At 71.6% G+C, this 15,706-nt stretch carries 8 protein-coding genes; 5 read left to right on the plus strand and 3 right to left on the minus strand.

The genetic code is table 11. The annotated features are described in order from the left end of the window. Nucleotides 1-80: 80 nt before the first annotated feature. The gene (locus OG488_RS04035; RefSeq protein ID WP_443074206.1) at nt 81-2,783 is read right to left on the minus strand and encodes a cellulose binding domain-containing protein; all 2,703 of its coding nucleotides are present in this window, start codon (nt 2,781-2,783) and stop codon (nt 81-83) included. 777 nt (nt 2,784-3,560) lie between these two features. On the opposite strand from OG488_RS04035, the gene OG488_RS04040 reads away from it, so the two are divergent. The 4 genes from OG488_RS04040 (at nt 3,561) to OG488_RS04055 (ending at nt 9,808) form a co-directional block, all read left to right on the plus strand. Then, nucleotides 3,561-3,788 (plus strand): type A2 lantipeptide, encoded by a 228-nt coding sequence (locus tag OG488_RS04040; protein ID WP_329225975.1) that lies wholly within the window; start codon nt 3,561-3,563, stop codon nt 3,786-3,788. Nucleotides 3,789-3,871: 83 nt separating this feature from the next. Next, nucleotides 3,872-4,678, plus strand: a complete 807-nt coding sequence (locus OG488_RS04045) for an HlyD family efflux transporter periplasmic adaptor subunit (protein WP_329225977.1) — start codon at nt 3,872-3,874, stop codon at nt 4,676-4,678. Continuing rightward, nucleotides 4,675-6,948, plus strand: coding sequence for an NHLP family bacteriocin export ABC transporter peptidase/permease/ATPase subunit (locus OG488_RS04050; protein ID WP_329225979.1), 2,274 nt, complete (start codon nt 4,675-4,677; stop codon nt 6,946-6,948). The genes OG488_RS04045 and OG488_RS04050 overlap by 4 nt, the downstream gene beginning before the upstream one ends. A gap of 1 nt (nt 6,949) precedes the next feature. Next, nucleotides 6,950-9,808 (plus strand): NHLP bacteriocin export ABC transporter permease/ATPase subunit, encoded by a 2,859-nt coding sequence (locus tag OG488_RS04055; RefSeq protein WP_329225981.1) that lies wholly within the window; start codon nt 6,950-6,952, stop codon nt 9,806-9,808. 63 nt (nt 9,809-9,871) lie between these two features. Here OG488_RS04055 and OG488_RS04060 read toward each other — a convergent pair whose 3' ends face one another. Continuing rightward, nucleotides 9,872-12,250, minus strand: coding sequence for a SpoIIE family protein phosphatase (locus tag OG488_RS04060; protein WP_329225982.1), 2,379 nt, complete (start codon nt 12,248-12,250; stop codon nt 9,872-9,874). A 133-nt stretch (nt 12,251-12,383) separates the two neighbouring features. Here OG488_RS04060 and OG488_RS04065 point away from each other — a divergent pair, with 133 nt between their 5' ends. Then, nucleotides 12,384-13,283, plus strand: a complete 900-nt coding sequence (locus OG488_RS04065; RefSeq protein ID WP_406460924.1) for an MFS transporter — start codon at nt 12,384-12,386, stop codon at nt 13,281-13,283. Between the two features lie 61 nt (nt 13,284-13,344). Here OG488_RS04065 and tkt read toward each other — a convergent pair whose 3' ends face one another. Then, nucleotides 13,345-15,525: a transketolase gene (tkt, locus tag OG488_RS04070; RefSeq protein WP_329225984.1), complete on the minus strand. Its 2,181-nt coding sequence runs from the start codon at nt 15,523-15,525 to the stop codon at nt 13,345-13,347. Between the last annotated feature and the right edge of the window lie 181 nt (nt 15,526-15,706).

A 15,706-nucleotide genomic window follows, 5' to 3' on the forward strand; every position in this document is an offset into this window, starting at 1 on the left:
CCGGGGGCGATATGTCCATTTCGATGCCGTGCGGGCCGATGCGGGGGAAGAGGGGCTCCTCCCCGCACCGGCCGCAGGCGTCAGCCGACGGTGCAGGCCTCACCGCCCAGCGTGAAGGCGGCCGGCTTCGCGTTGGCGCCCGTCCAGGTGCCGGTGAAGCCGAAGCCCGCCGAGGATCCGGGGGCCACCTTGCCGTTCCAGCCGACGTTCGTCGCGGTCACCTTTGCCCCGGACTGCTGGTGGGAGGCGTTCCACATCTGGGTGACCTTCTGGTCCCCGGGGAACGACCAGCCCAACTGCCAGCCGTCGTAGGCCGTGGTGCCGGTGTTGGTGACCGTGACATCGGCCTGGAATCCGCCCGACCACTGGTTGGTGACCTTGTACGTCACGGAGCAGGCGGAGTCACCCGGCTCCGGGTCGGGGTCGGGATCCGGGTCGGGATCCGTCCCCCCTCCGCCGGTGTCCGAGGTCTCGCCCACCTGGATCCCGCGTCCGTTGGTGGAGACGTAGACGCGCCCGTACACCCTCGGGTCGCCGGTGATGGCCGCCCCGGTCCAGGCCCACTGGTGCGCGTCGTCGTTGATCCGCGTCCAGGTCGCACCCTTGTCGGTGGAGCGGAAGATGCCGCGTACCCCGCCGATCTTCGCGCTGACGTAGACCGTCTGGTAGGAAGCACCCGGGGCCGCCTTGCCGAAGCCCACGCTGTCGGCCTGCTCGACGCCGGTGAACTTGCTGAAGGTCGCGCCCGAGTCGGTGGAACGCCACAGACCGTAGGAGCCCGTGGCCGCGCCGCCCGCGAACCAGATGTCGCCCTCCGTACCGGCCAACGCCTTGAAGCGCACGTTCCCTTCGGCGGGCAGGCCGGTCGCCCTGGCGGTGAAGCTGGCGCCGCCGTCGGTCGACACGTAGAAGGTGCCGGCCTTGAACCCGTAGAACTTCTTCGGGTTCACCCGGTCGGACTCGACCGTCGCCCCGGCCGGGATCCCGGTGGACGCGGTCCACGTGTTCCCGTAGCCGGTGGTGCGGTGGACACCCGCGCCCTCCGGGCTCCACACGAACCCGCTGCCGTCGGCCGCCGCCGCGACCGTGCCGCCGGCGGTGACTCCGGAGGGCTCGGAAGCCTGGAACCAGTTGGCGCCGTTGTCGGTGGAGAAGCCGATGTGGGGAGCGGCGTCGGCGTTGCCCACCCGTACGACCGTGCCGGGAGACGCTTCCGCGAAGTCCAGGCTGGTGGTGGAGTCGAGGTTCGGCGAGGTGAACATCATCGCGGGCACGGCGTCGAGGTCCGTGTGCCGGAAACCGCCGATGTCACCGAGCGCGCTGAGCAGCGGCGCGCCGGAGGGCGGGCTGGCCAGGTCGTTGACGGCCGTCTCCTCCAGCCCCTTGACCATGGGGGTGATCTTGAACTGGCCGCCGGAGTCCCAGGACGTGAGGTTCTCGGTGCCGTAGACCGTCGCGCCGGTGCCGTACATCATGCGGTTCGAGTCGAACGGGTCGATCTCCAGGGCCTCCGTCATCCACCCCAGCTTGGGGGAGGTCTCGGGCGGTGAGGGGTTGGCGCCCCAGCTGAGCCACGGCACGGAGGAGACGTCCAGGGTGTACCGGTTGGAGCGGTTCGGATAACTGGTGTAGTCCCAGGCCTTGGTCCAGGTGGCGCCGCTGTCCGTGGAGCGGAAGATCTGGGTGTCGGGCCACCAGGAACTGTAGGCGGTGGCCATCAGCGTCCCCGGCTTCTGCCGGTCGACGGAGAGGCCGCTGAAGCCGTAGTAGGTGTCGGCCTCGGCGACGGGGCTGACGTCCGCCCACGCACCGGACTTCGTGTCGTACCGCCAGATCCGCCCCTTGGCACCGTCGTACGGGCCGCCCGTGTCGCTCAGCGTCAGATAGAGGTGGCCCGTCGAGGAGTCGAGCACGCCCTTGTGCGCGAGGTATCCGGTCGGCTGGCCGGCGATCCGGGACCAGGTGACGCCGCCGTCCGTGGAGCGGTAGACGGTGTTCTCCTTGTCGGCGACCCCGACGTAGATGTCCTTGGTGGCGCTGCCCGCGGTCCCGGAGCGCTCGTCGAAGGTCACCCACACGATGCCCTGGTTGTCGTTGCCGTATCCGCTGGTGTCGGAGGGGTCGGAGGCGTAGTTGCCCGGGTTCGGGAAGGCGGTCACCTGGGACCAGGTGACGCCCGAGTCGGTGGACCGCCACAGGCCCTTGCCGCTGGGGGCGCCGAGGTACAGCACGGAGTTCTTGTTGGGGTCGACCGCGAGCCGCTCCCCCATCCCCCGGCCCGGCATGTTGCCGCCGAGCTTGAAGGGCAGGGTGGCGGCCTTCCAGGAGGCGCCCCGGTCCGAGGAGCGCAGGACGGCGCCGTTGGTCGGGTCCCAGCTGTTCGTGTACGTGCCGACGGCGGCGTACACGTTGTCCGGGTCGACCGTGTCCGAGGCGAGGCCCACCACCCCGGACCAGCCCCACCGGTCCCAGTCCACCCAGTCCAACAGCGGGGTCCACCGCTTGCCCGCCTGGTCCCAGCGGTAGGCGCCACCGATGTCGGTGCGCGCGTACGCGAGGTTCTTCTCGGACCGGTTGAAGACGATGCCCGGCACGAAGCCACCGCCGTCGATCCGGGCGTTCTTCCACGTGTACGTGTCCGCCGCGATGGACACATCCGATGCTTCGGCAGCGGCGGGCCGGTCGTCCGGGCGGGCGGCGGCCGGGTTCGCGGTGACCGACAACCCGACGGTGAGGGCAAGTGCCGCCAGTAGGGCGGCGATGGGTCTGGCGCTCAAGCGCACGGAAACGTCCTCTCCGAGCTGGACCGCCGACAGTGGCGGTACGGGACTGACACAGAGATGGGAGCGCTCCCATAAGGCATCACGATGGTAGCGCCGCGTGTCGCCCGAGAGAAGGGTGGTGCAGTCGTTTCATCGGATGAATACGGGGCCACGCCGTGAGGGCCCGGTCGACGGCCCCCGCTCGACCCCGCCCCGGCCGCACCGGACAAGGGCACCCTGGGGGCGGCGACGCCACACCCTCTCCACACAACCGGAGACGGTGTGATGCAAAGGGCACGCCATCCAGGAAAGCGCTTCATAAATACGCCGCCCATTCACGGGCGACCCGCACAGGGAAATAGAGCCGTGTTCATCTTTTACAATGGCGTGAATATCGATACCTTCCGAGCTTTCCGTGTCGGCCCGCAGCACCCGCCCCTGGAATTGCGATGGCCCGCTCGGGGAAACCTGCACACGGCGTGCGCACACCGATCACGCACCTCGGTGCGAAATGCCAGTTCCGAGGGGGTCCGAGGGGTGATTGGGGCGGGACTGCCCCACTTGGGGGGTGTGGAGGTGCGACGGCGCGGAATTCATCCGGTGAAGCTCGTGAAGAACCTGCTGCCGCGGAATGAACACTTCTGCACGCAATCCGATTCCAGCGGGCCGACAACCACAGATCCGCCGCAGTTCGATTGGCTGTACGAGGCACAGGCGTGCTTTGATCCTGGCCCATACGGAGGCCGCAGCACAGGTTTCCGTATATAGGCAATTTCCATACGAAGGGCAGCGCTCATCATGAACTACACCCCCCAGGTCGAGACCGCCGAGATCTCCGACAGCGACCTCGACAACGTCGCGGGCGGCCTCGTCGGCAACGTGCTCGGCAACGTCACGGGCACCGTCGAGGGCATCGTCCCGGTCGCCGGCGTCGTCGGCTCGGTCACCGGTCTCGTCGAGGGTGCCACCGGCGTGAACACCGGCGCGGTCACCGGCCTGGCCACCGGCCTCACCGCCGGTCTCTGAGACACGGCAGCACCCCGCCGAGCCCCGGAACCCGTCGGTTCCGGGGCTCGGTGCCGACCGCTGACAGGTGAGGGAAGAGTTCCGTGCAGTTCCGCCAACAGGCCCTTTCCAAGCTGCAGTCGCCCGAACAGCTCGACCTGCCGGTGCGCTTCGCCCGCCCGCAGGGCCTGCTCGTCCTCTGCGTCACCGTCGCCGTGATGGCGGCGGCGTGCTTCTGGGCCGTGACCGGTTCGGTCGCCAGCACCCTCGACGCGCCGGGCATCCTCACGCACTCCCGCGGCAGTTACCTCCTGCAGAGCCCGGTCGCCGGGCAGATCACCGAGGTGCTCGCCGACGAGGGCGAGACACTGCCCCGGAACTCCCCCCTGCTCAAGGTCCGTACGGACACCGGCGAACGCGTCGTCCGTACGATCGACGCGGGCCGGCTCACCTCCGTGACGGCCACCATCGGCGCGGTGGTCACCACCGGCGCGGACGTGGCGAGTGTCGAACGGATCGACGGTGCCGACGACCCGCTGGTCGCCCTGCTGTACGTCTCGGGCAGCGGTGCGGCCTCGGTCCCGGTGGGAGCCTCCGTCGACCTCACCGTCCAGTCCGTCCCGGCCCAGCAGTACGGGGTGCTCCGCGGCAAGGTGGCGGCGGTCGGCAGGGCGGCGCAGACGCAGCAGCAGATCACCCGCTTCCTCGGCGACGCCCAGCTCGGCGAGCAGTTCTCCGCGCACGGGCGTCCGCTGGCGGTCCTGGTGAGGATCGAGCGTTCCGGCTCCACCGAGTCCGGCTACCGGTGGTCCTCGGCCGAGGGTCCGCCGTACGCGATCGGCTCCATGACCCTGGCCTCCGGCTCCGTCCGTCTCGCCGACCAGCGCCCCGTCGATTGGCTGCTCCCGTGACCGCACCCCACCCGTCCCCCGCCGCCCAGCAGCTTCCCCCGCCCGGCCGCGGCAGGCACCGCCCGGAAGGCGCTCCGGGCACCAGGCGGCGTTCGCGTCCCGCTCCGAAGCCCGGGCGGACGAAGACCGTACGCACCCCCACCGTGCTCCAGATGGAGGCCCTGGAGTGCGGTGCCGCGTCGCTGGCGATGGTGCTCGGCCACCACGGACGCCATGTGCCGCTGGAGGAGCTCCGGATCGCCTGCGGCGTCTCGCGTGACGGCTCGCGCGCGAGCAACGTGCTGAAGGCAGCCCGTGGTTACGGCCTCCAGGCCAAGGGCATGCAGATGGAACCCGCCGCCCTCGCGGAGGTCCAGGCACCCGCGATCCTGTTCTGGGAGTTCAACCACTACGTCGTGTACGACGGAACGGGACGCCGCCTCGGCCGGAGCGGGGTGTACATCAACGACCCCGACAAGGGGCGCCGGTTCGTGCCCGCCGAGGACTTCGACACCAGTTTCACGGGGGTCGTCCTCGTCCTCGAACCCGGCGAGGACTTCCGGCGTGGCGGCCGTGGGCCCGGCGTCATGTCCGCACTGCCGGCCCGGCTGCGCGGCACCACGGGCACGATGCTCGTGGCCCTGCTCGCCAGCCTGCTGCTGGTGGCCGTCGGGGCGACGCTCCCGGCCCTGAGCCGCACCTATATCGACATGTTCATGATTGGTGAACAGACCTCGCTGCTGGGCGTGCTGTTCGCCGCCATGGGCACGACTGTCGCCCTCACCGTTGTCCTGACCTGGCTCCAGCAGGCCAATCTGCTGCGCGGGCGCATCATCTCGTCCACGCTCGGAAGCGCGCGCTTCTTCCGCCATCTGCTCCGGCTGCCGGTCACCTTCTTCTCACAGCGCAGTCCCGCCGATCTCGTCCAGCGCCTGCAGTCGAACGACGCGGTGGCCGAGACGCTCGCCAGGGATCTCACCGCGGCGGGCGTGGACGGCATCGTCGTCCTCCTCTACGCGTTCCTGCTGTGGACGTACGATCCGCAGCTGACCGTCATCGGCGTGGGGATCGCGCTGCTCAACGTCGTCGCCATGCGCATCGTCGTGCGGATGCGGGCCACCGGGACCCAGAAGCTGCGGGCCGACAGCGCACGGCTGACGAACACCTCGTACACCGGTCTCCAGCTGATCGAGACGATGAAGGCCACCGGCGGCGAGGACGGGTACTTCCGCCGCTGGGCGGGACAGCACGCGACGACGCTGGAGCAGCAGCAGCGTCTCGGGGTGCCGAGCGCCTGGCTGGGCGTCGTCGCTCCCGCCCTCGCCACGTTCAACAGCGCGGTGATCCTGTGGATCGGCGGGCTGCGGGCCGTCGAGGGCCACCTCTCGATCGGTCTGCTGGTCGCCTTCCAGGCGCTGGTCACCCGCTTCACCGCACCGGTCACCCGGCTCAACGGGGTGGCCGGCCGGGTCCAGGACTTCGCCGCCGACGTGGCACGCCTCAAGGACGTCGAGAACTTCCCCGTCGACGCGCTGTACTCCCGTCCCGAACCGGCAGCGAGCACCCGCCGTCTCAAGGGCCATGTGACGCTGGAGGACATCACCTTCGGCTACAGCCCTCTCGACAAGCCGCTGCTCACCGGCTTCTCCCTCTCGGTGGGGCCGGGGCAGCAGGTGGCGCTCGTGGGCGGTTCCGGCAGCGGCAAGTCGACGGTCTCGCGGCTCATCTCGGGGCTCTACAGCCCGTGGGAGGGCACGATCCGCATCGACGGGCAGCGTCTGGAGGACATCCCCAGGGGCGCCCTGGCCGCGTCGGTGTCCTTCGTCGACCAGGAGGTCTTCCTCTTCGAGGGGACGGTCAGGGACAACGTGGCGCTGTGGGACCCCTCGGTCCCCGACGAGGCCGTGGCCGAGGCCCTGCGGGACGCCGCGCTGTACGACGTCGTCGCCCGGCGGCCCCGCGGCATCCACAGCCGGGTGGAGCAGGACGGCAGGAACTTCTCCGGCGGGCAGCGCCAGCGCCTGGAGATCGCCCGGGCCCTCGTGCGCCGCCCCAGCATCCTGGTCCTGGACGAGGTCACCAGCGCGCTGGACGCCGAGACGGAGCGGATCATCATCGACAACCTGCGGCGGCGCGGCTGCGCCTGTGTCGTGATCGCGCACCGGCTGAGCACCGTCCGCGACAGCGACGAGATCGTGGTCCTGGACCACGGGACGGTCGTGGAGCGCGGCCGTCACGAGAATCTGGTGGCCGCCGGAGGCCCCTACGCCGACCTGGTCAGGGAGCACTGACGTGACATCCGCACATCCCGTCGCGGGCCCGGAGGCTCCTGGCCAGGACCCGGTCATCGGCGCTCTGGGAACCCTCGGCGGACCGGTCGACTGCACCGGGCTGCGGAGCCTGTCCCTGGAAGGGCCCCAGGTCCTGTGGCTGGTCGTGGGCGGCGCCCTCGACCTGTTCGCGGTGGACGCGCTGGAGCAGGGGCACTGGCACTTCCTGGGCAGGCTCGAACCGGGGACGCTCGTCCTGGGTCCGGTCGAGGGCCCGCAGCACACCCTGGTCGGCCGGCCGCTCCAGGAGTGCGTGCTGCGGCGGATCCCGCTGCGTGAGCTGTACCGGCCGGACTACGCCGACCAGGGGGCGTACGAGGCGCAGTACCGCAGCCGTTACGACACCGGGGACGCGACGCTCAGCCTGCTGGAGCACGCCTTCTCGCTCGGCGTGGGCCGGAGCCGGCGGGTGCTGTTCGAGGCCCCGCTGGACGGGCGGACCACCTTCGACGGGGCGGTGGGCGACGACGACGTCCTGTGGCTTCCGGTGTCGCCGGGCAGTGTGCAGTACGGCGCCGCGTTCAGCGCCGAGGCGGCGGGGGACCTGCTGGTCGACCCGTCGATGTGGCAGGGGATGGTCAACCAGCAGTACCGCCTGCTGTCGGCGCTGGACCGCTGGATCGAACAGCTGGAGCGTGCGCACGAGGACCGGACCGCGGCCGGCATGAAGGCGGGCGAGGCCGTCCGCAAGGAGGCCGACCAGGCGCTGCTGACCTCGATCGGCCGGTCCGGCAGGGGTGCCTCGCGTGCGACGGGCGCCTCGGACGACGCGGTGTACGCGGCGTGCCGTCTGGTGGCCCGGGACTCCGGGATCGTCCTGGCGGAGCCCTCGTCGGGCGGGGCGGTGAGCGACCGGATCGACCCGGTCGAGCGGGTCGCGGTCGCCTCGCGCGTCCGTACCCGCGCGGTCCGGCTGGCCGGGCGCTGGTGGCGGGAGGACTCCGGTCCGCTGGTGGGTCACCGCGCCGCGTCCGGGGCGCCGGTCGCCCTTCTCTGGCGCCGCGGACGCTACGAGGCGGTCAACCCTCTGACGGGACGGCGCAGCCGGATCGACCGCGCCTCGGCCGAGGAGTTCGAGGAGCGCGCCGTGATGTTCTACAGGCCGCTGCCGGAGCAGCCGCTGTCCAGGAGGCAGTTGCTGCGCTTCGGTCTGTTCGGGACCCGTGGCGACCTGCGGAAGCTGGTGCTCGCCGGTCTGGTGACGGTCGGGCTGGGTTCCCTGGTGCCCCTCGCGACCGGCAGGGTGCTCGGCGTGTACGTGCCCACCGCCCAGACCTCCCTCATCGTGCAGGTGTCGCTGGCCGTGATCATCGCCGGTGTCGTCTCGGCCGCCTTCATGCTGCTCCAGAACCTCACGATCCTGCGGATGGAGGGGCGTATCGAGAGCACGCTCCAGCCCGCGGTCTGGGACCGTCTGCTGAGGCTGCCGACGAAGTTCTTCACCGAGCGGTCCACGGGAGAGCTGGCGAGCGCGGCGATGGGGGTGAGTGCCATCCGCCGGGTGCTCTCCGGCACCGGGCCGGTCGTGGTGCAGGCGGGCACTCTCGGGGCGGTGAACCTGGGCCTGCTGCTCTGGTTCAGCGTCCCGCTGGCTCTCACCGCCGTCGCGATGCTGATGGTCATCGCCGGGGTGTTCCTCACCATGGGCATGTGGGAGCTCCGGTGGCAGCGCCGGCTGGTCGAGCTGGGGAACAAGCTCAACAACCAGGCGTTCCAGACGCTTCGGGGACTGCCCAAGCTGCGGGTCGCGGCGGCGGAGAGTTTCGCCTACGGGGCGTGGGCGTCGGAGTTCGCACGCAGCCGTGAGCTGCAGAAGCGGGCGGGCCGGATCAAGAACCTCACAACGGTCCTCAACGCGGTCTACCTTCCGCTGTGTTCGCTGGTCATCTTCGTCCTGCTGGCCGGCCCCGCGCGCGGGTCCCTGACGGCCGGTGAGTTCCTGACCTTCAACACGTCCGTGACGATGCTGCTCACGGCCGTCACCCAGCTGACGGGTGCCTTCGTGTCCGCCGCTGCGGTGCTGCCGATGTTCGAGCAGATCAAGCCGGTGCTCGACGAGGCACCCGAGGTGCGCGGTGCCAGCACCCAGCCGGGCGAGCTGACCGGGGAGATCGAGGCGAGAGGCGTGACCTTCCGCTACTCCGACGACGGTCCCGTCGTCCTCGACGAGGTCTCGCTGACCGTGCGGCCGGGCGAGTTCGTGGCGATCGTGGGCCCCAGCGGGTGCGGCAAGTCGACGCTGCTGAGGATGCTCATCGGCTTCGACAGGCCGGTCTCGGGCAGTGTCCTGTACGACGGGCAGGATCTGACGTCACTCGACCAGGCGGCCGTGCGCCGTCAGTGCGGGGTCGTCCTGCAGAACGCCCAGCCGCTGTCCGGGTCGATCCTGGACTGCATCTGCGGCGCCGAGGTCTTCACCCAGGAGGAGGCGTGGGAGGCCGCCGCCATGGCGGGGCTGGCCGAGGACATCAAGCGCATGCCGATGGGGCTGCACACGATGATCTCCGGGGGCGGCTCGATCTCCGGCGGGCAGCGCCAGCGGCTGATGATCGCCCAGGCTCTCGTCCGGCGTCCCCGTGTGCTCTTCTTCGACGAGGCGACCAGCGCACTGGACAACGAGACCCAGCGCACCGTGATCGAGAGCACCAAGTCCCTGCGGGCCACCCGGGTCGTGATCGCGCACCGGCTGTCCACGGTCATGGACGCCGACCGGGTCGTCGTCATGGCCGACGGCCGTGTCGTGCAGGAAGGGCCGCCGGCCGTGCTCCTCGCGGACACGGGCGGGCAGCTCCACGAGCTGGTCCGGCGCCAGATGAGCTGAGGGTGCGCGCCGGGCGAAGGTCCTCCTCGATCGGCGGGGTATCACCGGACCTGCCAGCCGGCCTCAGCCGGCCGCGGGCAGGGGCTGCTCGGTCCAGATGGTCTTCCCGGAGCGGGTGTAGCGCGTTCCCCACCTCTGGACGAGCTGCGCGACGATGAACAGGCCGCGCCCGCCTTCGTCCTCGTCGCCGCTGTGGCGCAGGTGCGGTGAGGTGTGGCCCGTGTCCGCGACCTCGCACAGGACGGTGCGGTCGCGGATGAGACGTACGTGCAGCGGCCCTTCGGCGTACCTGACGGCGTTGGTCACCAGCTCGCTGACGACGAGCTCGGTCGCGAACGACAGCTCCTCCAGGCCCCAGCGGCGCAGTTGTGCGGTGGCCAGCTCCCTCGCCCGGCCGACGGCGACCGGTTCAGAGGGCAGCTCCCATTCGACGACCTGCGAGCTGTCGAGCTCACGGGTGCGGACGAGCAGCAGGGCGGTGTCGTCGGGTGTCGCGCCGTCCGGCAGGAGTTCCGCCACGGCGCGGTCGCAGAGTTCTTCGAGCGACGCGTGCCGGTCGCCGAGTACCCGCCCCAGGGTGTCGAGTCCGTGATCGATGTCGCGGTCGCGGGCCTCGACCAGGCCGTCGGTGAAGAGGGCCAGCAGGCTGCCGACCGGCAGCTCGACCTCCATGGACTCGAACGGCAGGCCTCCCAGGCCCAGGGGCGGGCCGGCCGGCAGGTCGGGGAAGGACGGCCCTCCGTCCGGGGCGACGACCGCCGGCGGCAGGTGCCCGGCCCTGGCCATGACGCAGCGCCGCGAGACCGGGTCGTAGACGGCGTAGAGACAGGTCGCCCCGGTGGTCACATCGGCGTCCGTGCCGACGGGTGTGCCCAGCTCGCCCCAGCGCTCCTCCGCGGACTGGCCGACCAGATCGTCGAGCCTCGACAGCAGTTCGACGGGGTCCAGGTCCAGCTGGGCGAAGGCCCGTACGGTCGTGCGGAGCCGGCCCATGGTGGCGGCTGCCTGGAGGCCGTGGCCCACCACGTCCCCGACGACGAGCCCGACCCGGGTCCCGGACAGCGGGATGACGTCGAACCAGTCACCGCCGACCCCGGTCACGCCGTCGGCGGGCAGGTAGCGGTAGGCGAATTCGACCGCCGACTGCTCCGGCACGTGGTGCGGCAGCAGCTGGCGCTGGAGGGCCAGGGACGCGGAGCGTTCCCGGGTGAACCGACGGGCGTTGTCGATGGACACCGCTGTCCGGGCGGCCAGTTCGTCGGCCAGTGCCACTTCGCCGCTGTCGAACGTGGCCGAGGGGGTACCGCGCAGGAAGGTGACGAGCCCCAGCGTGCTGTCCCCGGCCCGCAGCGGTACCACCAGCGCCGCGTCGTCGAGTACGAGACCGCCGGAGGAGAGGCTGCGGTGCTGCGGCGAACCGGGCGGGTACTCCACGGGTGAGGGGTGCGCATCCGCCTTCTCCCCCGGGGAGGCCTCCGCCGAGCAGCGGGCGACCCGGACCAGGGACATCGCCGCCGGGTCGCCGGTGGCCGGCACCTCTCCCTCCAGGACCGCCCTCGAGAGGTCGACCGTGACCGTGGCGGCGAAGTCGGGGACCGCCACCTCGGTGATCTTCTCGGCGGTGGCCCTCACATCGAGGGCGGTGCCGATGCTGCGGCCCGCCTCGACGAGCAGGGCCAGACGCTGCTGGGCCTTGTAGCGGTCGGAGATGTCGAAGGCGTCCTCGCACACCCCGAACACATGGCCGTCGGCGTCCTGGAGCCGGTAGTAGGCGCAGGACCAGACGTGGTCCGTCCCCGGGTCGCTGGGCGGCCGGCCGCGGAAGTGCAGGTCCAGGATCGGGTCGCCGGTGTCCAGTACGTGCTGCATGACCGCGTCGAGCGTGGGCGGATGCCCCTGCGTCACGAAGCGTCCCTCGGAGTACAGCTCGTCGGCCCGGCGGCCGCGGAACTCGGCGAACGGCTGCCCGATCTCCTGCTCGTACGCCGCGTTGCACCAGGTCAGGCGCAGGTCGGTGTCGTAGATGGCCAGCCCGAGAGGTGACTGGGTGGCCAGTCCGTTCAACAGGGCCAGCCGGGACTCCCACAGCCGGAGATCCGTCAGCTCCGTCGCGAGGAGGACGCGTTCCGCCGCGCCGGCGCCCGGGAGAGGACACACCGCGGTGGCGACGGTCAGCTCACGCCCGTCCCGGTGCCGGGCGGCCCGGATCTCGTTCCCCCGGTGCGGAGCGGGGAACGGACGGGCGTGGGGCGCCGGGCCGGAGGACAGGAACGTGGCCAGGGGCCGCCCGACCACCTCGTGCGGGCGGTAACCGAACAGCCGCTCCGCCGCGGGGCTCCATCCGATGACCGTGCCCTGGGCGTCGAGGACCGCCGTGGCCGCCCGGCTGACGTCGAGGGGACCACGGAAGTCGGCAGTCTGCTCCGTGTTCCATGCAGTCATGGCGCCACACCGACCGCCCTTCGTCCCCTACAGAATCCGCCGCACCCGGGGACACCACAACCGCGGCACACCGCTCCGACAGCGTAGACAGTGTCTACGGACCCTGGTAGACGTCGCCGTCCTCACCCTCGCCATGCGGACACCGACGCACTCCCGTGCCGGGGCCCAGCGGCTGGACCTCACCGGCGCGGCACTGCTCGCCACCGCGCTCGCGGTCCTGGTCCACGCCCTGTCCGGCATACCGGCGCACGGGTGGACGACCGAGCCGACCTGGCTCGGCCTCGCCGCCGTCGCGGGCCTCGCGGCTTCGCTCGTCCTGCACGAACGCCGCACCGGGCACCCGATCGTGCCGTCGCCGGTGGCGCGGTCCGTACCGGTGACGGCATCGGTGGCGCTCCTGATCCTCACCACCGGCGGCATGTTCGGTGCGCTGTTCGTGTCCACGTTCTTCTTCCAGGACGTTCTCGGGCTCGGTCCTCTCGCCAGTGGCCTGAGGGGGCTCCCGCTGACCGTGCTCATGGTCCTCGGTGCGCCTGCCGCCGCCGTGGCGCTGCGCCGGTACGGCCCACGCCGCACCGCGGTCCTCGGTACGGTCCTCGTCGTCCTCGGCACGGCCGGTCTGTCCCGGCTGGGCACGGCCGGCTCGTGGGCGGTCACCGGTGTGGCCTTCGCCGTCCTCGGTGCGGGATTCGCCGTCGTCATGGTCACGGCCACCGCGACCGTCGTCGGCGAGGCGCCGTCCGGATACGCAGGGGTCATCGGCGGACTCAAGCAGACCGCCATGAACGTCGGCCCGACCCTCGGGATCGCTGTGGCCGCCGGCCTGATGCTGCCCGGACCGTCCGACGCCGGGCACCGGGTCATGTCCGCCTCGGCAACAGGCCCCACCCTGCTGGTCCTCGCCGGACTCGCGGCCCTCGCCCTGCTCCCGGCATGGCTGCTGCCCACGCGGCCGGTCCGCGCGGCACCTGACGCGCCGGCAGTGGCGGATTCCGGCGTCCTTCCCGTCGGCCGGCCGGAGCGAAGCGGGTGACCGGCCGGTGCCGGTCGATCCTCGGGGAGGCCGTGCCCCGGGGCACGGCCTCCCCAGGGGGTCAGGACCGCTGTCCGCCGGGCCTCGGGGGCTCCACCGCGTCCCGGATGCTGGCGCGCGCGGCCGAGGCGACCGCTTCCGCCGTGATGCCGAACTCCTCGTACAGCCGCTGGTAGTCGGCGGACGCGCCGTAGTGCTCCAGGCTGACGATCCGCCCCGCGTCACCGACCACCTCGCGCCAGCCCTGGCCCACGGCGGCCTCGACGCTGACGCGGGCGCGCACGTCGGGCGGGAGCACGTCGTCCTGGTAGGGCAGCGGCTGCGCGGCGAACCATTCGCGGCAGGGCATCGAGACGACGCGTACGGCCAGCCCCTCGTCGACCAGCAGCTTGCGGGCGTCGAGCGCGATCTGGACCTCGGACCCCGTCGCCACCAGGATGACGTCGGGGGCGCTCCCGGCCGCCTCGACGAGGATGTAGGCGCCGCGCGCCGCTCCCTCGGCGGCGGCGTGGACACCGTCGGCGCGGTCGAGCACCGGCAGGTTCTGCCGGGTGAGGACGAGGCCGGCGGGGCGGTCGGTGTGCTCCAGGATCGTCCGCCAGCAGACCGTGGTCTCGTTGGCGTCGCCGGGGCGTACGACGTCGAGCCCCGGGATGGCGCGCAGCGCGGCCAGGTGTTCCACGGGCTGGTGGGTGGGGCCGTCCTCCCCCAGGCCGATGGAGTCGTGGGTCCACACGTAGGTGGCGGGCAGCTTCATCAGGGCGCCGAGGCGGACCGCGGGCCGCATGTAGTCGCTGAACGTGAGGAAGGTGCCGCCGTAGGGGCGGGTCAGGCTCTGCAGGGCGATGCCGTTGAGTACGGCGCCCATCGCGTGCTCACGGATGCCGAAGTGCAGCGTCCGGCCGTAGGGGCCTCCGGCGAACTCCTCGGTCTGCCGGTCGGCGGGGACGAACGAGGGCTCGCCGTCCATGGTGGTGTTGTTGCTGCCCGCGAGGTCGGCCGAGCCGCCCCACAGCTCGGGCAGCACGGGCGCGAGGGCGGTGAGGACGTTCCCGGAGGCCTTGCGGGTGGCCATGCCCTTGGCGTCGGCCGGGAACACCGGCAGGGCGTCGGTCCAGCCCGCGGGCAGCTTCTGTTCGCGCAGCCGGTCCAGCAGGGCCGCCCGCTCCGGGGCCGCGGTCCGCCACGTGTCGTAGGCCCGCTGCCAGCTCTCCCGGGCCGCCCGGCCCCGCTCCCCCACCGCCCGGGTGTGGGCCAGGACGTCGTCCTCGACGGGGAAGAACGCCTCGGGGTCGAAGCCGAGGAGCCGCTTGGTTCCGGCGACCTCGTCGTCACCCAGCGCCGCTCCGTGCGCCTTGCCGGTGTTGCGCTTCGTCGGGGCGGGCCATCCGATGATCGTGCGCAGCATGATCAACGAGGGCCGGGACCGCTCCTGCTTGGCCGTCTCGATCGCGGCGAGCAGCGCGTCGACGTCCTCGACGTAGTCACCCGTCCGGGTCCAGTCCACCGTCTGCACGTGCCATCCGTACGCCGCGAAGCGCGCCGGGACGTCCTCGCTGAACGAGATGTCGGTGTCGTCCTCGATGGAGATGTGGTTGGAGTCGTAGAACGTGATGAGGTTGCCGAGCTGCTGGTGGCCGGCCAGGGACGCGGCCTCGGACGCGACGCCCTCCATCATGTCGCCGTCGGACGCCAGCACGTAGACGTGATGGTCGAACGGGCTGGCCCCGGGGGCGGCGTCGGGATCGAGCAGACCCCTCTCCCGGCGGGCCGCCATCGCCATCCCCACGGAGGCGCCCATGCCCTGGCCCAGCGGGCCGGTGGTGATCTCGACGCCCCGGGTGTGCCGGTACTCCGGATGGCCGGGGGTCGCCGAGTCCCAGGTCCGGAGCGCCTTCAGGTCGTCCATCTCCAGGCCGTAGCCGGACAGGTAGAGCTGGATGTAGAGGGTGAGGCTGGTGTGGCCGCAGGAGAGGACGAAACGGTCCCTGCCCAGCCACTGGTCGTCGGCTGGGTCGTGGCGCATGACCTGCTGGAACAGCAGGTAGGCGAGCGGTGCCAGGCTCATCGCCGTACCGGGGTGGCCGTTGCCGGTCTTCTGGACGGCGTCGGCGGCCAGCACCCTGACGGTGTCCACCGCGCGCACGTCCACGTCGCTCCAGCCCGCCCGTTCGGCCACGGGAAGGGCGAGCCCGGCGTCTCGCGATGCCGTGCTGCCGGAAGAGGATCGCTCGGGCGCCATGGTGTTGTCTCCCTCGGATGTCGCTTCTCGTACGACGGGGCCGGTCGGTGCGGCTCGCCACCCCTTCGCATCCTCGGTTCACTCGACGCCCTCCGCACCCGGAGCGGGCCCGGCGGTGCGGTGGAGCGCCCGATGCCCGCCGGGCGCGGACGCGCCCGGCGCGGGTGGCGGGGACGCACGC

It is taken from the genome of Streptomyces sp. NBC_01460, assembly GCF_036227405.1.
Classification (GTDB): domain Bacteria; phylum Actinomycetota; class Actinomycetes; order Streptomycetales; family Streptomycetaceae; genus Streptomyces.